The sequence below is a fragment of the Planktothrix tepida PCC 9214 genome (genome assembly GCF_900009145.1).
Classification (GTDB): Bacteria; Cyanobacteriota; Cyanobacteriia; order Cyanobacteriales; family Microcoleaceae; genus Planktothrix; species Planktothrix tepida.
This window is the reverse complement of record NZ_LN889818.1, coordinates 1-21,206: the sequence shown is the minus strand read 5'-3', so window position 1 is coordinate 21,206 and position 21,206 is coordinate 1. Positions and strand designations below refer to the sequence as shown.

17 protein-coding genes and 1 pseudogene are annotated in these 21,206 nt (G+C 40.5%); 9 read left to right on the top strand and 9 right to left on the bottom strand.

Going from position 1 to position 21,206, the window contains the following annotated elements; translation table 11 throughout:
* Both PL9214_RS31700 and PL9214_RS28990 read right to left on the bottom strand, forming a co-directional pair.
* The coding region (locus PL9214_RS31700) for an FG-GAP-like repeat-containing protein (RefSeq protein ID WP_186440492.1) at positions 1-2,050 on the bottom strand (2,050 nt) is incomplete at its 3' end.
* 70 nt (positions 2,051-2,120) lie between these two features.
* The gene (locus PL9214_RS28990) at positions 2,121-5,690 is read right to left on the bottom strand and encodes a TIGR03032 family protein (protein WP_072722776.1); all 3,570 of its coding nucleotides are present in this window, start codon (positions 5,688-5,690) and stop codon (positions 2,121-2,123) included.
* Positions 5,691-6,320: 630 nt separating this feature from the next.
* Between PL9214_RS28990 and PL9214_RS28985 the strand changes: the two genes are divergently transcribed.
* Both PL9214_RS28985 and PL9214_RS28980 read left to right on the top strand, forming a co-directional pair.
* Positions 6,321-7,517, top strand: a complete 1,197-nt coding sequence (locus PL9214_RS28985) for a hypothetical protein (RefSeq protein ID WP_072722775.1) — start codon at positions 6,321-6,323, stop codon at positions 7,515-7,517.
* Positions 7,518-7,592: 75 nt separating this feature from the next.
* Complete coding sequence (locus PL9214_RS28980; RefSeq protein ID WP_072722774.1) at positions 7,593-8,321, top strand: MORN repeat-containing protein; 729 nt, start codon at positions 7,593-7,595, stop codon at positions 8,319-8,321.
* Between the two features lie 11 nt (positions 8,322-8,332).
* Here PL9214_RS28980 and PL9214_RS28975 read toward each other — a convergent pair.
* A pseudogene (locus tag PL9214_RS28975) lies at positions 8,333-8,595 on the bottom strand (zinc ribbon domain-containing protein); the annotation flags it as partial.
* A 260-nt stretch (positions 8,596-8,855) separates the two neighbouring features.
* On the opposite strand from PL9214_RS28975, the gene PL9214_RS28970 reads away from it, so the two are divergent.
* From PL9214_RS28970 to mdh, 4 genes are all read left to right on the top strand, one after another.
* Positions 8,856-9,173 (top strand): photosystem I reaction center subunit IV, encoded by a 318-nt coding sequence (locus PL9214_RS28970; protein ID WP_072722773.1) that lies wholly within the window; start codon positions 8,856-8,858, stop codon positions 9,171-9,173.
* A gap of 3 nt (positions 9,174-9,176) precedes the next feature.
* The gene (locus PL9214_RS28965) at positions 9,177-10,046 is read left to right on the top strand and encodes a DNA-formamidopyrimidine glycosylase (RefSeq protein ID WP_072722772.1); all 870 of its coding nucleotides are present in this window, start codon (positions 9,177-9,179) and stop codon (positions 10,044-10,046) included.
* A 231-nt stretch (positions 10,047-10,277) separates the two neighbouring features.
* Positions 10,278-10,493, top strand: coding sequence for an NAD(P)H-quinone oxidoreductase subunit O (locus PL9214_RS28960; RefSeq protein ID WP_072722771.1), 216 nt, complete (start codon positions 10,278-10,280; stop codon positions 10,491-10,493).
* 120 nt (positions 10,494-10,613) lie between these two features.
* Positions 10,614-11,588, top strand: a complete 975-nt coding sequence (mdh, locus tag PL9214_RS28955) for a malate dehydrogenase (protein WP_072722770.1) — start codon at positions 10,614-10,616, stop codon at positions 11,586-11,588.
* A 111-nt stretch (positions 11,589-11,699) separates the two neighbouring features.
* Here mdh and PL9214_RS28950 read toward each other — a convergent pair whose 3' ends face one another.
* Positions 11,700-12,662, bottom strand: coding sequence for an Npun_F2552 family protein (locus tag PL9214_RS28950; RefSeq protein ID WP_072722769.1), 963 nt, complete (start codon positions 12,660-12,662; stop codon positions 11,700-11,702).
* Positions 12,663-12,718: 56 nt separating this feature from the next.
* On the bottom strand, positions 12,719-13,039 hold the full coding sequence (locus PL9214_RS28945) for a hypothetical protein (RefSeq protein WP_072722768.1): 321 nt from the start codon (positions 13,037-13,039) through the stop codon (positions 12,719-12,721).
* 114 nt (positions 13,040-13,153) lie between these two features.
* Between PL9214_RS28945 and PL9214_RS28940 the strand changes: the two genes are divergently transcribed.
* Positions 13,154-13,774: a Uma2 family endonuclease gene (locus PL9214_RS28940; protein ID WP_072722767.1), complete on the top strand. Its 621-nt coding sequence runs from the start codon at positions 13,154-13,156 to the stop codon at positions 13,772-13,774.
* 10 nt (positions 13,775-13,784) lie between these two features.
* Positions 13,785-14,714, top strand: a complete 930-nt coding sequence (locus PL9214_RS28935; RefSeq protein ID WP_072722766.1) for a 2-hydroxyacid dehydrogenase — start codon at positions 13,785-13,787, stop codon at positions 14,712-14,714.
* Positions 14,715-14,733: 19 nt separating this feature from the next.
* Here PL9214_RS28935 and PL9214_RS28930 read toward each other — a convergent pair whose 3' ends face one another.
* The 3 genes from PL9214_RS28930 to PL9214_RS28920 form a co-directional block, all read right to left on the bottom strand.
* A complete protein-coding gene (locus PL9214_RS28930) occupies positions 14,734-15,291 on the bottom strand; it encodes a Uma2 family endonuclease (RefSeq protein WP_072722765.1) in 558 nt (185 codons plus the stop codon).
* Between the two features lie 192 nt (positions 15,292-15,483).
* On the bottom strand, positions 15,484-16,974 hold the full coding sequence (locus PL9214_RS28925; protein WP_083580247.1) for a WD40 repeat domain-containing protein: 1,491 nt from the start codon (positions 16,972-16,974) through the stop codon (positions 15,484-15,486).
* Positions 16,971-18,110, bottom strand: a complete 1,140-nt coding sequence (locus tag PL9214_RS28920; RefSeq protein ID WP_072722763.1) for a TRAFAC clade GTPase domain-containing protein — start codon at positions 18,108-18,110, stop codon at positions 16,971-16,973. Before PL9214_RS28920 ends, PL9214_RS28925 begins: the two co-directional genes overlap by 4 nt.
* Positions 18,111-18,284: 174 nt before the next feature.
* On the opposite strand from PL9214_RS28920, the gene PL9214_RS28915 reads away from it, so the two are divergent.
* The gene (locus tag PL9214_RS28915; protein ID WP_072722762.1) at positions 18,285-19,649 is read left to right on the top strand and encodes a helix-turn-helix domain-containing protein; all 1,365 of its coding nucleotides are present in this window, start codon (positions 18,285-18,287) and stop codon (positions 19,647-19,649) included.
* A gap of 206 nt (positions 19,650-19,855) precedes the next feature.
* Here the strand turns inward: PL9214_RS28915 and PL9214_RS28910 are convergent, their stop codons facing one another.
* A complete protein-coding gene (locus tag PL9214_RS28910) occupies positions 19,856-21,100 on the bottom strand; it encodes a glycosyltransferase family protein (protein ID WP_072722761.1) in 1,245 nt (414 codons plus the stop codon).
* Between the last annotated feature and the right edge of the window lie 106 nt (positions 21,101-21,206).

Sequence of the window (21,206 nt, the reverse complement as noted above, 5' to 3'; positions counted from 1 at the left end):
CATCGGCTAAGGTGGCGGTATAGGTTAAACTATCTCCTGCATCAATATCGCTAAATTTATTAACAATATTGAGACTGAAACTGCTATCTTCTGTTGCAGTTTGATTAGTAATAGGAGTTGCAGTCGGAGCATCATTAACGTTATTAACTGTTAGTTGGAAACTATTTTCAACCGTTGCATTACTACTATCGGTTGCGATAACTTTAATGTCAAGATTTCCGACATCACTGTTAGTCGGTGTTCCGTTAAAAGTTCCCGTTGTGCTGTCGAAAGTTAACCAACTGGGTAAGGCTTTACCATCGGCTAAGGTGGCGCTATAGGTTAAACTATCTCCTGCATCAATATCGCTGAAATTATTAACAATATTGAGATTGAAATTGCTATCTTCGTTAACGGTTTGGTTGCCGATAGCAGTCGCAGTTGGAGCGTCGTTAACGGCTGTAACCGTAATGGAGGCGGTGGCGGTGTTACTGCTAAAGGCTGTTGTCCCGCCGTTAGTGGTGGTGTCGGCTGTATTTCCGGCTGTACCTGTGGACTGATCCCAAGCGCGGAAGGTGAGAGCGTTGGTAATGGTTCCGTTGTAGTTAGCCTTGGGTTGGAAACGAACTTTATTCCCTGCATCTAATAATAGGGCGTTACTGTCGCTGACGGTGGGAAAGTTAGTCCAGGTTGTGCCGTTGTCAGTGGAATATTGCCAAGTACCGTTATTGTCGGCGGCTGTAATGGCGATGGCTTCGGTGATGGTGGTGGTGTCTACATCGGATATCGGGAGAAGATTGTTATAGATTTTGCTGATGCAGCCAGAACCATCGTAGCCCGTGAGCAGGATGTCGGTGTCCCCATCTTTGTCAAAGTCGGCGGTGGTGACGGAACTATATTCAACACCCGTGAGGGAGACGTTGGTGTTTTCGCTAAAACCCCCACTGCCGTTGTTGCTATAGATTTTGCTGATGAGGTTATTAGAACTATCTTTGCCCGTGAGCAGGATATCGGTGTCCCCATCTTTGTCAAAGTCGGCGGTGGTCACGGAACTATAGCGAACACCAGTGAGGGAAACGTTGGTGTTTTCGCTAAAACCGCCACTGCCGTTGTTGCTATAGATTTTGCTGATGGGGCCAGAACCATCTTTGCCCGTGAGCAGGATGTCGGTGTTGCCATCAGAGTCAAAGTCGGCGGTGGTGACGGAACCAGTGGCAACACCGGTGAGAGAGACGTTGGTGTTTTCGCTAAAACCGCCACTGCCGTTATTGCTATAGATTTTGCTGATGGGGTTAGATGAACTATCGTAGCCCGTGAGCAGGATGTCGGTGTTGCCATCAGAGTCAAAGTCGGCGGTGGTGACGGAACTTAAGTAAACACCATTGAGGGAGATGTTGGTGTTTTCTTTAATACTTCCAGCCGGAATTATATCTTTGATAACATCCCCACTAGAATTGTTATCATCTTCGTTAATCGTGGTGAGGCTATAGGTGAAGTTAGTATTATCTAATACGGGCGCATCATTAACAGCCGTGACCGTAACTTGGGCGGTGACTGGTGTAGGGGACACCAAACCGTCGTTATCTTTGGCCACCACTTGCAAAGCGTTGACCGTGCCGTTAACGTTAGCATCCGGTGTCCAATAAGCTTTTTTCGTGGCATCTATTGTATCATTACTTCCTGCAACCCAAGCTGTGGCACTGGCTGCATCATTGCCAATTTTTAACGTCCCGCTACTGACGGCTTTCACAACAAAGGCATCCACCGTGCCATCACTGTCTNAACTATCGTAGCCCGCGAACAGGATGTCGGTGTTCCCATCTTTGTCGAAGTCGGCTGTGGTGACGAAACTATAGCCAACACCGGAGAGGGAGACGTTGGTGTTTTGGCTAAAACCGCCACTGCCGTTGTTGCTATAGATTTGGCTGATGGGGTTATGTGAACTATCGTAGCCCGTGAGCAGGATATCGGTGTCCCCATCTTTGTCAAAGTCGGCTGTGGTGACGGAACTATTGTAAACACCGGTGAGGGAGATGTTGGTGTTTTCGGTAAAGTTAAAACTAGAAGTCATTTTTTTAATCCTCTTTAATGAGGTAGTTAGTTGATGGAAGAATGAATCTCAAACCTATTCATGGGAGTTATTAGCGGTTTCCCATTTGTCGAAATGCCGATTCTAAGTGGCTGACAAACCCTGATACATTAAATAACGGGGCATCTCGTTTTTGTAACCGTTGACGCAACTGTTGCAACTTTTGGGGATGGGTGGCCCAGTCAATCGCCTTTTGTTCGTACTCCTCCCCACTGTTAGCAATCATTTCTGGGAGTCCACCACTGGCACAAATACTGGCCCCCATGCGGGAGGCGTTGGTGTCACCGGGTTTTGTCAGAACAGGTACACCCGCCCACAACGCTGCTACAGTGGTAGAACCGCCACTATATATCCACGTATCTAAGGCTAAATCTGCTAGTTGTAAGCGGGCGAGATATTCGGGGTGGGGAATTTTCGGGGCAAAAATCAATCGTTCGGGTGCGACTCCAGAAGCAGCCACTTTTTTATGTAAATTATTGATCACTTCCTCTGTTGTCGGTTCAGATAACCACAAAACACTGCCTTCAACTTGCTGCAAAATTCCCATCCAAACGGCAAATAAATCCGGCGTGATTTTAAAATGTCGGTTGTAGCAAACAAAGACAAAACCATCTTCTGGCAACCCGAATTCAGCCCGACTAAATTGGTTGGAAATCTCCATCGGTGAACAGATAAACTGATGGGGTAAATAGATGATTGACTCGCTGTAATTTTTAGCTAAATCTGCTGGTACTACCCATTCATCCGTTAGCAAATAGGGGATAAAATTCGCTCCCATTGTATTGGGATATCCCAGAAAACTTGCCTGTATAGGTGCAGGTTGATAAGCCAATATTTCTGGTTTACCGTAACCTGTATAACCCGCTAAATCGATTAAAATATCAATGCCATCAGCGTTAATTTGCACAGCAGCATCAGAGGCAGAAAGTTGAGCAATATCTCGAAATTGATCACAGCCATTTTTAATGATTTCTGTGACTTCATCGTTGACATTTAATAGGTTATAGCCAAAGATTTCAAACTCGTCTCGGTTATGAGTTTCAAAAATTTGATAAATTAAACGTCCGACGGCGTGACTATAGAAATCTGGGGAAACATAACCCACCCGCAGTTTATCGGTTTTTTGAGAATAGATGAATTGCGGTTTTTTCTCAGCTATTGATTTCTCAATTCCTGCGGCGTGTTTTTGGGCAACGGCTAGGGATAATTCTGAGGGAATAGGAAGGGCGTTTAACTGAAAGGGAGCTAAGGTAAACCCTTTCTTGTCTTCCTGTATATATTGGGTCGTGGAATTCATCAAATCTTGGACAAAATGATCATAGTTTTCCCAGTCGCAGAGATTCAGTTTCACAAACCCGATATGGGGATATAAATATTCAGCATTAGGGTTGAGGCTTTGCACTCGTTCATAGGCGAGTTTTGCTAAGGTAAATTGACTCTGAAATTCCCAAATCTGCCCCAGTTGAAAATAGGCATCAGCGTAGTTTCGTTGGTGTTTAGCTGCGGTTTGGAAGAGTTGAATGGCTTCGTCTAATTTAGCTTGTTGTTTATACAATAAACCTAAATTGTACAACGCCGGAACAAGCTCAGGGTTTAATTCTAAGGCGCGTTTTAATAACTCTTCGGCTTGATTTAACTGACCTTCAATTAGGTAAATTGACCCCAAGTTAGTTAAGGTTAACGCTGAATCTGGGTTAATTTTTAGAGCGTTTTGATAACAAGTTATGGCTTCAGATAAGCGATTTTGCTGTTGCAGTAAGGTTCCTAAATTATTGTGAGCAGGAATATAGTTTGGGTCGGCTGTTATAGCGTTTTGAAAACAAGCGATCGCTTGTTCAACTTTTCCTTGTTTTTTGAAATCTTGCCCCCGTTCAAATTCAGCTTTTGCTACTTTTAATTGTGGGTTTTCTAACGTCCTTAAGTGTTGTTCTAGGATGTCATCTAATTCTGAAATTGTCGTCTCATCTTCTCGAAAAATCTGCCCGACATATTCAGTATTTTGACGAGAAAGTGGAAATAGTTTTCCTTCAGAAAATTCATCATGAACCAAACTTTGATATTGAGCTAAAGGATAAATGACATCGTTCAAAAACAGTTGATCAATGCCTTTTCTTAAAGATTGAGAATGAGTTTTAACATAATTATTGATAGCAGTTTTGATCTCTAAATTCCCTTTAAATCCCCACATTCCTGCCATAATTTTGCTGCGATGCAAAGGATGATCTCGCATAATATGAAAGGGAAAAGGACTGGTTAACCATTCATCAACGGCGGCTTTTTCCCGTTGATTGAGCCGCGAGTCCGTATCCCGAATAATCGTAATTTCCACATCAGAATCATTCAGGGCTAGAAACCGCCAAAATGATCCGGTACAATTTTGAGAGGGGGTTTGCATCGGAATAATTTCAACATGACTCCAAGCCGCTAAACGTTCTAACGTTTCTTTGGGAACAGTTTCATCTACATAAAACCGACAAATCCAACCTGGATAAATTTTAAGCGCTAATTCCGCATTTTTAATCGCACCAATATTGTACATAGGATCATTGCCCCAAAGACTAAAAGAGATGACTTTTTTCTGGGTTTTTGTGGGGCTACCAATAGTTACTAATTTAGCAATATTTCCACTTTTAAACCCTAAAGCCATCGGACATTGAACTTGGGGAAAAATCGCCACATCATAAAGTTCTGTGGCTTCGGTATCCATATCTAGCCACTCGACAATATTTCCGGTTTTTATGTCAATAATTAAGATGCCACAACGGGCTTCTGCTTGTTTTTGTTGCAGTTTTTCTCCCAGTAATAAACCGGAAAAATGATAGTCCCTAGGTTTAGATAAACCCACAACGGCAAAATTACCGACAAAAGCTAACCCCCGTCCGTAACCGGGACAAAAGGTAACTGCAACAAATTCTCCGTTTTCGATATAACCAAAATCTCCTTCTCCTGAGTTAATTAACCACAATTTCCCTTGATACCATCGAGGCGAATGGGGCATGGATAAACCCCTAGTGATGATATCGTTGGTTTGAATATCAATCACCACTCCGCCATCACCCCTTCGATGTCGCCAACCGGAGGCTACATCCGAACAACTCACCGCCGTTACATAGCGGGGAATGCCGTTAACGGTGGCTAACCCGTTAAGGTGACAACGATCTTCCGGGGCGAGTTTGCTGATAAAATTCGGTTGCCATACAGGGGTAAAGCTGTGTTGGGGATGGAGCGTCGCTAAACAGCTATATTCGGTATTGGCAAAGATGATGTTACCTTGAGGATCAACTACAAGGTCATGTACGTCTAAATCTCCAGTGGTGTAGGCAATTCGAGGGACATAAACGCGATCATATTTCTCCTGTAAAAGTTCCCCGTTTTCTAGGATATTTTCAAACTGCCAAATTTGATAGCGGGTAGCAAGGTAAAAGCGTTCTGTAGTTGCATAAAGTCCCATAGGTCGCTCAAATTCCCAAACGGGGGTGGAAATTTGGCCGTTAGGTTGGACTCCAATCAAACCAAGGCGGTTTGTTTGGTAGGTAGTTAGGGCGAGGCTGACTTGCTGTTGGTGCAGCCATTCCAGAAAGTGCCGCGAGAAAGGAACTGTTAGGGTTTTAGGATTGTTCATGGGTTGTTGCTTGAGCCAAGTCCAAAAAGTTGAATTAGCTCAGATGTTAAGTGCTTATGTAAAATCAATGACCGAGTTGAGAAAAAAACCGGGAAGCTGGAATCACCAAATGTGCAAATAATTATGTTTGGACACTTATTGAGTCCCTAAATAGGCCATTGGGAAATCCTGAAACTCTTGTAATACAAGTGGCCTTGCTTGAAGCAGATACAGAGTTGAAAATGTTGCTAACCTGCCGCCCCTTTAAATTGTAGAGTTAGATGCCTGAAACTTTTCTATAGCTTAGATCGGTTTAAAAAATAGATGTGTGACAGCTTAGAAGCATCTCCAATTTCTATAATATTCCTATAGCTGTCACTGTCGGAAAATCTTTATAATTGTTTACCTATAGAGCTTTTGTGTAGGAAGGGATTAGATGTTCTGGTGTCGTAGGCAATCGCCCCATTTTTTTCTAATACCCAATACAAAAACGAAGTTTTTTTAAAAGGACAGCTTGCATTGATTGACGCAAGAGGGGATAAGTGAAACGTTGGTGTTGGTTACTCCAGCGTTAATTTGATAATATGAAGTTGATCCAGATTAAGATTGGGTATCCTTAAATTAATATCAACTGTGTTTTGGGGACTGGCAATGCGTCAACTTTGGTTTCTGATCTCCATCGGTATTTTTGCAGTTGGGCTCGGAGGATGCGGTTCAACACCTGAAGAAACAGCCTCTACACCCAGTCCAACAACTTCTCCTGCGGCTTCCCCTGAAGCTACTGCTTCACCCCAACCCAATGCAACACCCACTCCGGGCAAAATTGCTCCGTTTAAAGATCCGTTAGTCAAAGAACAATCAAACGTCGCTGCGGGTGCAGGTTTAATTCAATCGACTAATCCTGAAGAACGGTTAAATCTTCTGGGGAAACGTCCAACAGGAACCCCCGTAGCACCCGCCACAACAACGGCTCCTAATGCTGCGGTAGATGATCCCTTTGGAGTTTTGCCTCCTGTAATCGTAACCCAAACTCCCGACCCTGGAGAAACACCAGAAGCACCCGAACAAAGCACTCGTACTGTGCCAGATTTACCTAAATTACCCGTTGCTGAACCTCCGCTTCGCTGGAGGACTGCAAGTGTGAGCATTCCTTCGCCACAAACCCGTACCCCCAACACCGGATTTAGCCCATCTGGAATGGCTCCCAATAGAGGGTCTAACCCGCCGACTCAGAGAACAACATCGGGCCATGGAGCGGCTCGTAATCCCTCTCAATCCTTATCTCCTAACGCCAGGGGAACAACACCCACTCAGAGAACAACATCGGGTAATGGAGCGGCTCGTAATCCCTTATCTCCTAACGCCAGGGGAACAACACCAACCCCTCGAACCGTTGCACCTCGGAGAACCGTTCCCACGTTACCGACTTTACCCATTGCCCAAGTTCCTGATTTACCAGCCCTTCCCAATACAGTGGCTCCCCCGTCTTGGCGTGATCCGAATCCACCTCCACCAAAACCTGTTGCCGTTCAACCCTTTGTGCCCCCGCCTCCATCTACAGACTTAGCACAGGCGATGGAAGTCACCGGGGTATTGCAGGTGGGAAATCAAACGAAAGTGATTCTTAAAGCTCCCGCAGAACCTACCAGTCGTTATGTAAGCGTTGGACAGCGTGTGTCTAATGGTCAAGTTCTCGTCAAACGAGTCAAGTTTGATACCGGAGGCGAACCCATTGTTATTTTTGAGCAAAATGGTGTTGAGATCGCTAAAGCTGTAGGAGCTACGAATCCACCGGCGGATCAAAAAATTAATAATATTAGCCTGCGATCCTCTGCTCCTGTGAGTTAGTCCAGTTAAAAAGGACTTTAATTCAGAGGTGTCATCTTCAATCAATTGTAGAATTTTTTCATGGTAGGAGTAACCATGTTGTGTTCGATGCGAAAACTGGGTTCTTTAACACTAATTTTATCGACTTTAGCGATTGCAATTGAGATAGCTAATCCACTGGCTGCGATTGCACAGCAAGCTCAAGGCAAGCGTCCTCCCGTTTGTGAAGGACAATTACCCACCGGAAGAGTCAAGTGTAATTATGAGGGAGGAGATAACTATCAGGGAGAGTTTGTTAACGGTAAACCGGAAGGACGTGGCATTTACGTTTATGCCAATCGGGATCGCTATGAAGGCCAATTTCGCAATGGTTTACCCAATGGACAAGGGGTGTTTATTTTTGCTGATGATGCTCGTGTGATTGGGGTATTTAAAGATGGCAATATCAGTCAGGGAACGGTAGTTTTTGCCAATGGCGATCGCTATATTGGCACGTTTAAACTGGTGCGAGAAATTGGCAGTGGTGCGGTCAGTAGTCAACCTAATGGTCGAGGTCAATTTATTTATGCCAATGGCGATCGCTATGAAGGGGAATTCTTCGCCGGATCGCCCTTTGGTCAAGGGGTGTTTACCCGAATTAATGGGACTCGCTGTCAAGGACAGTTTTTTAATCAAGAACTTGATGGGAAAGGAAACTGCACCTTTGCGAATGGCACTCGCTACGAAGGAGAATTTCGAGGGGGAGTTCCTCATGGTCAAGGGACGATTATTGATGCCAAAGGCAAGCGTTTTCCAGGGTCTTTTCGAGACGGCAAAAAGGTTTGACACTCTCGCCGTCAATCGCAAAGCGATGTGACGGGAGATTCTTTGTTCAACGAATCGACTTGCCCCAACAGGATTGCTCCGGTTAAAGTAGAGGTCAATTCTCCCAAAGCATTTATCGGTTCTAAACCGAAAGTTCCCGTATGTCCTGCGGTACTTAATCCCCTTCTTAAAATATTTTTCGCAGCATTTTCATCCCGATCCAACTGAACCCACAACTACAAACATGGGTTCTCGTTGATAGGGATTTTTTTACGGTTTTACCACAATTTGAACAGTTCCCAATTGAAATCAGAAAACGGAATTTTATACAGGAATTTATTCCCGATTACCATTGACAAAATGTTAAGTTTTGTAACTCAATTCCCAAAAAAACTTGACATTTTTATTGCTATGTTATATATACCTCGGTGATTGTTAAATTCAGTTAGCAATAAAACTTAAAGACTGAAATGAACCCAGACAACCGATCCAGTAGTACCCTGAACATTAAACGTCTTTATCCGTTCTTTTCATTAAAAAGGGGAAGATAAACCAATGGTTCAACGTGGTTCTAAAGTTCGTATCCTACGCAAAGAGTCTTACTGGTATCAAGAAGTGGGTACAGTGGCTTCTGTAGACTCCAGTGGTATCAAATACCCGGTTATCGTTCGCTTTGACAAAGTGAACTATGCAAGCGTCAATACCAACAACTTTGCTTTGTCGGAAGTGGTGGAAGTTGCAGGCCCGGGCAAAGGTTCGGGTCAAAAAGTGAAAACTGGCTCTCAAACACCAGTAGAAGCTAAAGATCGTAAAGTCCCTGGTGGTAGTGCAACTCGTGTCGGTGATCCGAACCAAGGAACCGAAGGAAATTAGTCGGTGCCGGAACTACCGGAAGTTGAAACCGTTCGCCAAGGTCTTAATCAAGTGACCTTGAACCAAACCGTTGTGGGTGGGGAGGTGTTGTTAAATCGCACCCTCGCCTACCCTTTTTCTGTGGATGAATTTTTGCAGAATTTAACGGGAATGGCGATCGCTCAGTGGCATCGCCGAGGGAAATATTTATTAGCAGAATTAGTTAAATTAGACCCAGAGAAAACCCCTGGAGGCTGGTTAGGGGTTCATCTACGGATGACAGGACAATTGTTATGGGTTGATCAAGAAAATCCCTTACAAAAACACACTCGTATTCGCTTATTTTTTGCTAAAAATCGAGAGTTAAGATTTGTCGATCAGCGCACCTTTGGTCAAATGTGGTGGGTTCCTCCTGATCAAAAAATTTCTAATATTATTACGGGATTAAATAATTTAGGCCCAGAACCGTTTGCAGCAGAATTTTCCGTTGACTATTTACAAGACCAATTTAAAAAACGTCAACGGCCCATTAAATCAGCCCTTTTAGATCAAAAATTAGTGGCGGGAGTGGGAAATATTTATGCAGATGAAGCGTTATTTTTAAGCGGTATTGCCCCAACAACGCCTTGCACATCTTTAACTCGTCCACAACTCGAAGCGTTACGAAGCCATATTATTCAAGTCTTAGAAAAAAGTATTCAAGCTGGGGGGACAACCATTCGCAACTTCCTCAACGTTCAAGGGATAAATGGCAACTATGGTGGCACTGCTTGGGTTTACAACCGAACTGGGGAACCCTGTCGCATCTGTGAAACCCCCATTGAACGCTTAAAGCTGGCGGGACGGTCTGCTCATTTCTGTCCTCAATGTCAAGGGAGAGGGAATAGGGAATAGGGAATAGGGAATAGGGAATTACGAATTACGAATTACGAATTACGAATTACGAATGAGATAGAAAATAAAGACTATAAACCTTTATAGCCCTACGAATTACATTTAGAACAATTCTAAATCCAGCAAACCCTTTCACTCCCTACTGTTCCCTGTTCCCTGTTCCCTGTTCCCTTGCGCGTAGTGCTATAAAATTTGAAAAAAGATTCTATTACCACTTTAAGTTAACGAGCTATGGCGATTAAAAAAGGTGACTTGGTTCATGCAGTTCGGGAAAAGTTAGAAAACAGCTTAGAGGCAAAAGCCAGTGATACTCGGTTTTCTCCTTATATTTTTGAAACCAAAGGGGAAATCATGGAACTGCGAGGGGACTATGCTTTAGTTAAATTCGGACAAGTTCCCACCCCCAATATTTGGTTACGACTCGACCAATTGGAAGCAGCGCAATAGTTAACTTATAGCGGTTCTCAGAATTGCGGTGGACTTCAGATACAAGCCCCCACTGTAGTGGTACTTCGCTCAGTGGCGGGTAGTTAACCTTCTCGTGTTTCAAGTTGTGAGAATCTGATTATGCTATTATCTACTCCGTTTTTTCCTGCCTCTTGTCATTCCACACGGGTTTCAATTATTGGTGCTGGGAAAGTAGGCAGTACCCTTGCCCAACGGATTGTTGAACAAAATATTGCTAATGTTGTTTTATTAGATGTTTTAGAAGGAGTTCCCCAGGGAATTGCGTTAGATTTAATGCAAGCGGGTGCTGTTGAACGTCATGACCGACACGTTACAGGGACTAACAATTATGAAGATACGGCGGGTTCAGATATTGTGGTAATTACGGCTGGAAAACCTCGAATTCCAGGGATGAGTCGAGATGATTTAATTAGTATTAATGCCAAAATTGTAGCGGAGGCTGCGAAAAAGTCTATTCAATATTCCCCTGATGCGGTGTTAATTACTGTCACGAATCCTCTTGATATTATGACTTATATTGCCTGGAATGTGACGAAGGTTGAACCCCATCGAGTAATGGGGATGGCGGGGGTTTTAGATTCCGCACGATTTGAAGCTTTTTTAGGAATAGAGTTAGGAATGTCTGTGTCAAATATTGATGCAACCGTATTAGGAAGTCATGGCGATTTAATGGTTCCTTTACCTCGTTATACCACAGTTAACGGCATTCCCATTACAGAATTAATCGAGCCAGAAACGATTAATAAAATTGTTGAACGTACCCGCCAAGGAGGGGGAGAAATTGTTGAATTATTAAAAACGGGAGGAGCTTATTTTGCACCCGCATCTTCGGTGAGAATTATGGTTGAATCAATTTTACGTCAACAATCGAGACTATTACCCACCTGTTGTTATTTACAAGGACAATACGGTTTAAATGATATTTTCCTAGGGGTTCCAGCTTGGTTAGGATGTCGAGGAGTTGAACGAGTTTTAGAACTCGATTTAACAGAATCCGAACATGAAGCCTTAATGAAATGTGCAGAATCTGTTCGAGGAGGAATTAATCAAGCATTAGAAATATTGAACGTTTGAAATTTGTAGGGGCGGGGTCTTCCCGCCCTAACTCAAGGATAACTAATAACTAACAACTGTTTTGATTCTAAATTTATCGTAAGGGCGAGGAGACCTCGCCCCTACAACTGATTACTTGTTTTGGCTATAAGTTGCCATCGGTTCTTTAATCCAGCGAATATAAAAATGTCGGAAAGTGGATTTTAAGACACGAGGTAAACCAAAATCGATGGGAACTAAAGCATCGGGTAATTTCCAGTCGGAAACTTGTAATTCTTTTGGAGTTAATAACGGATAATTAATGTCTGTTAATTCAGAACATAATCCCAATCGTTGAGAAGCGGCAACAGTAGGAACCAAGCTCGGATCAACCTGAAGCAGATCAACAAGGGTTCTATCGAGGGAAAAAACGTGATCAGAAGCGGCTAAAATCCCTAATTCACGGGGTTCACCTCCACTGGGGCCATTACCTTCATGACCGATAATAGCATCTAAAATCGTTAAATTAGGGTTAATGGCTCTTGCGGTTTCTACTAACATTTCCCCAAACCGATTAACATCTTTTCCGGCTTCTAAATGCCACCAAGCTTTCATTTTTCCGGGGACACAACCAAAGAGGTTTTTAACTCCCATGGTTAGGGTAAGTTGAACGTGGGATTTTAGTTTGGGTAAATTAATCACCACATCCGCTTCCATCGCTTCTTTACTTAACCGTAAATGATCAAACCCTTCACTAACAGTTTGATAACGTTTCCCCTGAAATTCTACAATAGGCAAATTTAACGATTCAATCAAGGGTAAATAACCATTAGCACGGGCGACTCCCAAAGCACTCCCAAAGGCGGGACTATCCCCTAAAAAAGGTTTTCCTCCCGCCTCAATCACCAGTTTAGCAACGGCAGCCACCAATTCCGGTCGGGTAACGCATTCTTTTGTAGGACGACTTCCCGTTAATAAATTGGGTTTGAGAAGAACGCGATCACCCGGTTTTACAAAGGCTGTTATGCCGCCCCAAGGTTCCAGTAATGTTTTCAAGGACGTTTCTAGGGCTTGAGGGTGATAAGAATTAGCCCGAATTAAAGACACAGTTGGCATAAATCTGGAATCCTATAGGATGATTTAATCTATTAAGTAAGATGGCACAAGTTGAGTTATTCAGTAACTTTGAAACGACCGACTGCACCCCGATGTAGGGCGGTTACCCGTTGAGAATTCAGGAAAATTCCCTCTCCTTCTAGTTCCATAACCGGGGGTTTCAACTCGACTTTTTCCACTTTTGCCATATTAATCATGACCGTTTGATCAACCAGATGAAAGGTTAGCCAAGCTTGATTTAACAGTTGGGAAAGTAGGGGGGCTAATTCCGCCGAGGGAATGGGAATGCTAAAGGTTTCATCGTGGCCGTTGTCATAATAAAAGGTGATTTGCGTTGCTGTGGTCGCATTGTATTCTGCAAAAGACCCTTTGGGCATAGGTCAACTTCTCCTAAATGGGGCAATTTCACCAAGGAATTGAACGTTCCCACCTTATCTTAGATCGATATAGAATAATATTAATCTTAGTTGTTCACTTTTTTGATTGCGAGAATGTCTAAATCTCCTCATCCTGGTAATATCTTTCTGGAAAATGTCCCTTGGCAGGATTTAGAAACGATTATTTTTAAACGGCAAAAAAATGGAGAGACTTTACTCACCTATGATAATGGGCGTTTGGAACTGATTACTCCCTCGCCTCTCCATCAAGAGTATCGTGAAATTTTAGAAGAATTTATTATTGCTTTATTGGATTTATACAATATTAATTATCGGGGTTTAGGGTTCACCCTTTGGCAAAGACCCGATTTAAAAATTAGTTTAGAAGTGGATAGTTGTTTTTATATTCAAAATTTACCTAGGATTGAAAAACTATTGACGATTAGTTTACCTGAAAATCCTCCCCCGGATTTAGTTTTGGAAATTGATTTAACTTATAAATCTCTTTCCAGACGTTCTCTCTATGCCCGTTTAGGGATTCCTGAAGTTTGGCGGTGTGATGAAAATAAATTGAAAATTTATCAGTTAAATGAGGGAGAATATCAACAAGTTTCTCACAGTTTCGTATTTCCTGAAATAGCCCTAGAAGGTTTACCGCAAATTATTAAAAATAATATCAAATCCGGGCGGGTTGCCGTGCGTCGGGAGTTTCAAAAATGGTTAATGACGGTTTAGGAAATCAGCAATGACATTACTATTATTAGGAGAATTTGAAAACCCTGAAGTTTGGGTTTCTGCACTCCAAACTTATCAACCGCAGTTAAAGATTGAGGTTTATCCTGATGTTGAAAATTTAGCAGAGATTGATGCAATTTTAGCGTGGATGCACCCATTGGGAGTGATTGAAAAATTCCCTAATTTAAAAGTCATTATCTCAACAGGTGCAGGTGTTGATCATATTTTACGAGATCCGAATTTACCTCCTGATATTCCAATTGTACGGTTAGTGGATGACTCTTTAACCTCGCAAATGTCGGAATATATTTTATTAGCGGTTTTACAGTATCATCGTCAATTGATAGCTTATAAAACTCAACAAAGTCAAGGGGTATGGCAAGGATTACCTCCTAGAAATACAGCTAATTGTACCGTTGGAATTTTAGGGTTAGGGGTTTTGGGTTTAGATATTGCTCAAAAACTCAAGATGATGGGATTTTCGGTGAGAGGTTGGAGTCGAACCCCTAAAGTTTTAGACACTATTAATTGTTTTTTAGGTGAGAAAGAATTTAAGTCATTTTTAAGTGAATGTGAGATATTAGTGTGTTTGTTACCTTTAACCCCAAAAACCGAAGGAATTTTAAATCAAAATACCTTTTCAGCTTTACCTCAAGGCGCCTATTTAATTAATGTAGCACGGGGGAAACATTTAGTTGAAGAAGATTTATTAAATGCTTTAAAATCCGGTCAACTTTCCGGTGCTTGTTTGGATGTTTTTCAAATTGAACCCTTACCGAAAAATCATCCTTTTTGGGCTCATCCAAACATTACAATTACCCCCCATATTGCCGCAAAAACTATTCCGGCTTGTGTAGCACCTCAAATTATTGACGCGATTAACAAAAGTCAAGGGGGATTATTATTAAATAATACCGTTGATGTATCCAGAGGATATTAATTGACTAGATACAATGATTTCAAATAATCCCGGCTTGTTGAAAAATTTGCTGGGGGGTAAATTGCAATCCTTCTAATAAATTATCCGTTAAAATTGCCTCATCTCGTTTTGTTTGAGGTGGTGCATCGGGATAAAAAATAGTAATGCTTTTAGCTTTCGGGTCAATAACCCAAACCCTCAATACTCCAGCATTAAGATAATCAATGGCTTTTTCACTCATTTGACCAAAGGTTTGATCCGGCGATATAATTTCTATCACTAATTCAGGGGGAACTGGACAAGCTTCATCAATAAATCGGTCTAAAGGTAGACGACTATAGGAAATATAAAGTAAATCAGGAATTGGAACCCAATCTCGATTATTTTTTTTGAGAATAACCGCCCATTCTATGCCAATTTCTCCTTGATTTTGACACCATTGAGTTAAGAGGGTACATAAAGTTCCTCTAATTCGAGAATGAAAACGTTTGGGTGGTATTTTGGGAATTGCTTCTCCATTAATCAATTCATAATTTAAGTCGGTTTCAGGAAGGGTGAGAAATTCATCGAGAGTAAGTTGAGTTTTGATTGTTACCATCAGTTGATTGCTCAAATGGGTGTTAGCTTGAGTTCGGGTATTGAATTGATTATAACAAGATTACAGAACATTTATTTTGTAGCCAAGACAGGCTTTCCAGTCAATACAACCTGTTCGATAATATCCGCGTAAACTCCAAAACGCCACTTTCGTTGTTCCAATGCTCTGCATTACAATGCTAACTTTGAGGCTCTACCTCAAATTAACAGGTTGCCACACTATAACTTTACCATCTTTACTTCCGCTAATTAACTTTTTACCATCAGGAGTAAATACAACAGCAGTAACCGCTTTGTCATGTTTTTCTAGTGTGCAAATAGGCGATAACTGGGGATTTTCTAAATCCCAAATTTGTATTATTGTGTTATCACAACCAGTCGCAATCAAGGAACCATTGGGACTAAATGCAACGCAATTAATGGGTTGAGATTGTTTCCAATCAACAGGATACTCTTCTTCTGTTTTTACATTCCATACCTTAATTGCACCGCCATCACTTCCGCTTACTAAAAATTGTCCATCTGGACTAAAAGCCAAGGAATTTATAGGAAATTTATCCGATGGTGTCGGGAAAATTTCTTTTTTATTTGATATTTTCCATAGCTTAATATAACCCCGACTATCTCCACTAGCAAGTAGTCCATTATTAGAATCAACCGCTAAACATCTAACATCATCAGAATGACCCGGAAGTTCACCTCGTTCTATTCCTTCACATTCTGCATCCCACAGTTTAATTTTTTCACCACAAGCACTAAAAACTATTTTACTATCAGGACTAAATATCACTGCTTTAACTCTTGTTGGGTTGAACTGTCCTTGTGTTCCTAAATCTTTACAGTCATGGGTGTTTAAATTATAAAGTTTTATTTTATTGTAATCGAATCCTTCAATCATAGCAGTAGCAATTAACTCGCCTGTAGAATTAACTACAATTGGAGTAAGAAAGCCCCCCAACGATTTTCTTGTTCCAGAAAATTTAGAAATAGGTTCTTTTTCTGAAATTTTCCAGACAACAACATCAGAATCATAGCGTGCAGCAAAATTTTCTGAATCAGGGAAGACGGCTAAGGAAGCCACTTCTTCATTATTATATGTTTTTTCATCTATAATCTCCCAAGAACTATAATTAAGTTCTAATATTTCTTGTTGTGGCAAAGAAAGCTGCTGTTTTTCACCCGCAATATACGCAGTAAGTTTAATCAAGTTTAAAGATTGAGCAGAAGGTTCTATATATTTTATTGACTGTGAAGGAAAAATTGAAATCCTTGTTATTGATTCCCAAAACTCTCGATAATAGCTGATAACTTGTTGATGTGCTTCTTCTAAATGTTGTTCAGTCACAACAATATCTTTATCTTTGAGAAGTCCCTGGAAAACTAAACCTTCTATCAAAGATATTTCTCGACCAACTGAATCTTTTAAACAACCATTACCATCAATTCCCGTATTTTCTACGGTTGCTTCAATAATTCGATAAATTATCGTGAAATCTGCGGCTTTAGAATACAAAATTTCTCGATACAATGCAGTTCCTTGTTCTGTTATATCTCCCTCTGTTACTCTAGCAAGTATATTACCTATGCCTGCTTCACAAATAAAATTAGGAGCAACAACAGTTCGATAGTCGAGATATTGATTACGGCTCACTAAAAAACACCAAGCTTTAAGATCATCCATCATCGCTTTAAATTAGATTCAGGGAAATTATAGTCCAGTCGGTTTTGAATACCTAAGAAACACTTAATGGTGTAATTGAGGGCAGTTTCTTCATCAGTAACTTTTTTAAGAGCTTCTTCCTTTTCTCGCTGTAACTGTAACTTCCTATTGTTAGCAAGTTCTCTCTTTTGTTCAATAGGAGTATCTAATAATTCTATTAACCTTTCTAATATATCGGCAGTAAATTGATATTTTTTAGGCAAATATTGACTAACTATACTAACGGCTTCACCAGCTATCCCGCCTAGCCATTCCCAGAAAGTAACATTAGCTTTAACATCAATTGAAATATCAGAAATTTCTTTTTTTTGTTCCATTATCTCTTTTAGTTTTGTCTGAATCATATCAGGCAAAACACAAGCTAGAGGAACTTCAACTTGAAAAGGTTTAGGTAAAGCTTGAAAATTTTTTGCCATACTTCCATCCTTTTGCAATGTAGCAAAATCTTTGCCTACCGCACTAATAGGAATTAATCGAATGGGAATATTACCCCTGCTACGAGTTCTAATTAAATTATTAAATTCAGGAATTTTGTATAAACAATCTATAATTTCTTCTAAAGTATATCTTCCTTCAAGAATATCCCATTTACTAATCACAAAATGAATAGGTTTATTTTGGATTTCTTGCATGATATTCAGCATATTAGGAAAATCGTTAACAGCCCAAACCCGACCCAATGCTTCACCCTGCATTAAAGCAAGAAGTCTTTGACCATCCAGCAAACCTAGTAAAGCATCCGCATTTTTAAGTTGATTATCAAATTCGGGATCGTCTTCTCCCATTTCATCATTAATTCGACCTCCAGCATAGTCCAGATAAGTAAACTGACAAGCTGAGTAAATGGGTAAACCCTCAGTTTGGACACGGCAGGTAAATGTCCATTCAGAAACCTCGCTGTAGGTTGTTCCTTTAGGCCATTTTTCATCAACGGCAATTTGTGTATAAAGGTTGTTTAAGCGTTTCCGTTTTTCTGGACTTTCAACTTGAAGGAAAAAGCCTGTATCCCCCTGTGTTGATAACTTTTTGTATAGACTGGCGAGGAAAACGGTTTTCCCTGAACCAGATGGCCCTAGCATAATAACCGAATAAGTATTCATGCGAATTCGTGAAGTAAATCCTCAAGGTTGCTGTTGCGTCCCCTGATCTAGCATCCGTCAACAGGGGGATTTTGTCTGTCGGAAATATCGGATATTTTGTCGGATATTTTGTCGGATTTGTCGGATTTGTCGGAAAGTCGGATATAATACAATAAAACCCAGCTAATTCTTGACATGGATATTCAAGAAGTCCTAACACTTGCGGATAATCTCATATTTGCAAGTACGGGAAAACATTTAGACCATCTGCAAAAAGCGATACTAGAGGGAACGTTACAGGGTCAAACCTATACCAAAATTGCTGAGGATATCCATTCTAGTGAAGGTCATATTCGAGATTTGGGTTCGGAAATTTGGAGAATTTTCTCAAAAGAATTTGGAGAGACTGTTAATAAATCTAATTTTAGAGCTATTTTAGAAAAAGCTAATTTTTATAATTATTCATCAGCGATTGGTCGAGATTATGTAACTGTTAATAATGTTAATATTTGTTCTGAGGTAAGAGGAGCCCAAGCGCAACAACGGGGTCAGGATAGAGTTTGTTTAGATTGGGGAGATGCACCGGAAATATTGACGTTTTATGGTCGTCAAGAAGAAGAAAATTGTTTAACCGAATGGATGATTAAAAAATGTTACCGTTTAATCACACTTCTGGGAATAAGTGGAGTCGGTAAAACCAGTTTAGCATTACATTGTGTTGAACCTATCAAATCTGAATTTCACACGATTATTTATCGCAGTTTACGATTTTGTCCAAGTTTAGAAGAGATTTTAACTCATTGTTTAGAAGTATTTTCTGAGTCTTCCATTATTCCTCCCACTTTAGATGCTAAATTGACTCAACTTTTCAAATATCTCCGTCAATATCGCTGTTTAATTATTCTGGATGATGTTCAGATGTTATTTGCACCTCAAGAATTAGCCGGATGTTATCAAGCGGGCTATGAAAATTATCGCTTATTTTTCAAACAAATTGCTGAGGTTTCCCATCAAAGTTGTTTAATGCTCTTAAGTTCAGAAAAACCCAGAGAGGTTGCAGAATTAGAATTAGAACATGATACTATTTTTTCTTTAGTATTAGGAAGTTTAGGACAAGCATCTAAACAAATTTTAAGGGATCAAAAATTAAGGGATGAAACCGAATGGAATGAGTTAATTAAACGCTACGAAGGTCATCCCCTGGGATTAAAGTTAACGGCGGCTTTAATTCAAGAATTTTTTGGGGGATGTGTCTCTGAATTTTTGCAGTGTTCCCCACCGATTTTATGTGAACCCTTGCAATTTCGATTGTATCAACAACTAGAACGTTTAACAACCTTAGAAATGAAAATAATAAATACATTGGCTCATGAAGATCAACCTTTAAATTTATCTGCAATCAATCACAACATTCAGTTATCTTATCCCGAATTTTTGAAAGGTTTGCAATCTTTAAATTTGCGGTTATTTTTGAAAAAGTTTGAACAAAATAATATAAAATTATTTACTCTTGACCCTTTGTTAAGACATTTTTTAAAACATACTATTTCTTCAGAATAAAAGTGATCTTTTGTCTAAAACTAAAAACAGAGTTTATAATCGTTTTAACCTAACGTATATAATCTCCTATCCTGTCTATAGCGCTACTTGAAGAGGGAACAGGGAACAGGGAACAGGGAACAGGGAACAGTAAGAAGTGAAAGGGTTTGAGAATTCATAAATGTCCTAACCGTAATGCGTAGCGCTATACAAAAATTATCATCTGATTATTCTAAACCACAACATTTAATGATAATAGTTGCTAATTTTTGGGCGGCTCCGGGTTTCCCTCTAACTTGTCGTAAACGCTGGCCCATGGCTTCTAATTGTTGAGGATGGTCTAAATAATTTAAGACTAAATTAGCGATATCTTCGGGTTGAAGTTCTCCCACTAATTCGGGTACAATTTCCTGTTTTGCCCAAATATTTGGCCATGCGAATAGTTTACCTTGTTTTAACACGAATTGATTAATAATTTTAGCAAAAATAGATCCTAATCCGGGTAAATTTGCTAAAATTCCGGGTATCCCATCCCAAGAACGCATGGCATCTAATTGTTGAGTAGGTAATAATACAATCATGGGAACAGCTAATGCTCCTAATTCGGCGGTATTGGCTCCAACTGTGGTTAAACAAATTTGACAGTTTGAAAGTAAATCATAAGCAGGAAAGGATGTATAAAGTTCTATTTTGATGCCGTTTTGAGTTTCTAAATAAGCTGGATCTCCTAAATGAAGTTGTGCTGAAATTCCGCCAAATTTTGCTATAATGGGGTTATATTGAGGATCTGCAAAACGAGCTAAGGTTTGTAAATCTAAGGTAGGCGCAACAGGAATAATAAATCGAATTTGAGGTCGTTTTTGGTGTAAATATTCAACAATGGCTAAGGTTAAGGGGATACCTTGGGTTAATTTTGCTGCTTTAGAACCGGGTAATAAACCAATGATAATCTCATCAGAAATTATAGCGGAAGAACCTGATAAACTCACATCTGCCATTAAATCTCCGATGACTTCTAATTTACTTTGATAGGGTTGGGGAATAGTGTCTAAAATCTCGGATTTCATTACCCCAAAACGATTAATATAGCGCCACCAACGCGCTTCCCATTCGGCATAAATAACGCTACGATAGCCTAAGCGTTTACTAATAACTACGGTAAAAAATTGATCTCCTCCTAAAAATAAAACGACACCTTTTTGATACCAGTCCCAATTTTCTGCGGTTTTTCCAAATAACAAAAATTTCCAAAAATATTCTGCCCCTTGAACTCGATCAATTTCTGGGTAAGAACGAGCAATATTAGCTTCTTTTCCAGTTGCATTGGGACAGGGAGATAATATTAAAGAAATTCTGGCTTGAAATGGTTGATTTTGTAGCTGTTCTCGTAAGGCTTGAACAACGGGACGCACCCAAGTTGTAATTTCACCAGGGCCATTAGAAAGAATTAAAATATCAATATTATTTTCCATATTAAAGCAGAGAATTACGAATTGGGAATTACGAATGGAGAATGGAGAATGGAGAATGGAGAATGGAGAATGGAGAATGGAGAATGGAGAATGGAGAATGGAGAAT

Coding starts and splice junctions, on each gene's coding strand:
- mdh (WP_072722770.1), top strand. CDS start 10,614: ATGCTATTATCTACTCCGTTTTTTCCTGCCTCTTGTCATTCCACACGG.
- PL9214_RS28930 (WP_072722765.1), bottom strand. CDS start 15,291: ATGGTAACAATCAAAACTCAACTTACTCTCGATGAATTTCTCACCCTT.
- PL9214_RS28935 (WP_072722766.1), top strand. CDS start 13,785: ATGACATTACTATTATTAGGAGAATTTGAAAACCCTGAAGTTTGGGTT.
- PL9214_RS28990 (WP_072722776.1), bottom strand. CDS start 5,690: ATGAACAATCCTAAAACCCTAACAGTTCCTTTCTCGCGGCACTTTCTG.
- PL9214_RS28960 (WP_072722771.1), top strand. CDS start 10,278: ATGGCGATTAAAAAAGGTGACTTGGTTCATGCAGTTCGGGAAAAGTTA.
- PL9214_RS28945 (WP_072722768.1), bottom strand. CDS start 13,039: ATGCCCAAAGGGTCTTTTGCAGAATACAATGCGACCACAGCAACGCAA.
- PL9214_RS28970 (WP_072722773.1), top strand. CDS start 8,856: ATGGTTCAACGTGGTTCTAAAGTTCGTATCCTACGCAAAGAGTCTTAC.
- PL9214_RS28910 (WP_072722761.1), bottom strand. CDS start 21,100: ATGGAAAATAATATTGATATTTTAATTCTTTCTAATGGCCCTGGTGAA.
- PL9214_RS28940 (WP_072722767.1), top strand. CDS start 13,154: ATGTCTAAATCTCCTCATCCTGGTAATATCTTTCTGGAAAATGTCCCT.
- PL9214_RS28925 (WP_083580247.1), bottom strand. CDS start 16,974: ATGATGGATGATCTTAAAGCTTGGTGTTTTTTAGTGAGCCGTAATCAA.
- PL9214_RS28950 (WP_072722769.1), bottom strand. CDS start 12,662: ATGCCAACTGTGTCTTTAATTCGGGCTAATTCTTATCACCCTCAAGCC.
- PL9214_RS28915 (WP_072722762.1), top strand. CDS start 18,285: ATGGATATTCAAGAAGTCCTAACACTTGCGGATAATCTCATATTTGCA.
- PL9214_RS28920 (WP_072722763.1), bottom strand. CDS start 18,110: ATGAATACTTATTCGGTTATTATGCTAGGGCCATCTGGTTCAGGGAAA.
- PL9214_RS28980 (WP_072722774.1), top strand. CDS start 7,593: ATGTTGTGTTCGATGCGAAAACTGGGTTCTTTAACACTAATTTTATCG.
- PL9214_RS28985 (WP_072722775.1), top strand. CDS start 6,321: ATGCGTCAACTTTGGTTTCTGATCTCCATCGGTATTTTTGCAGTTGGG.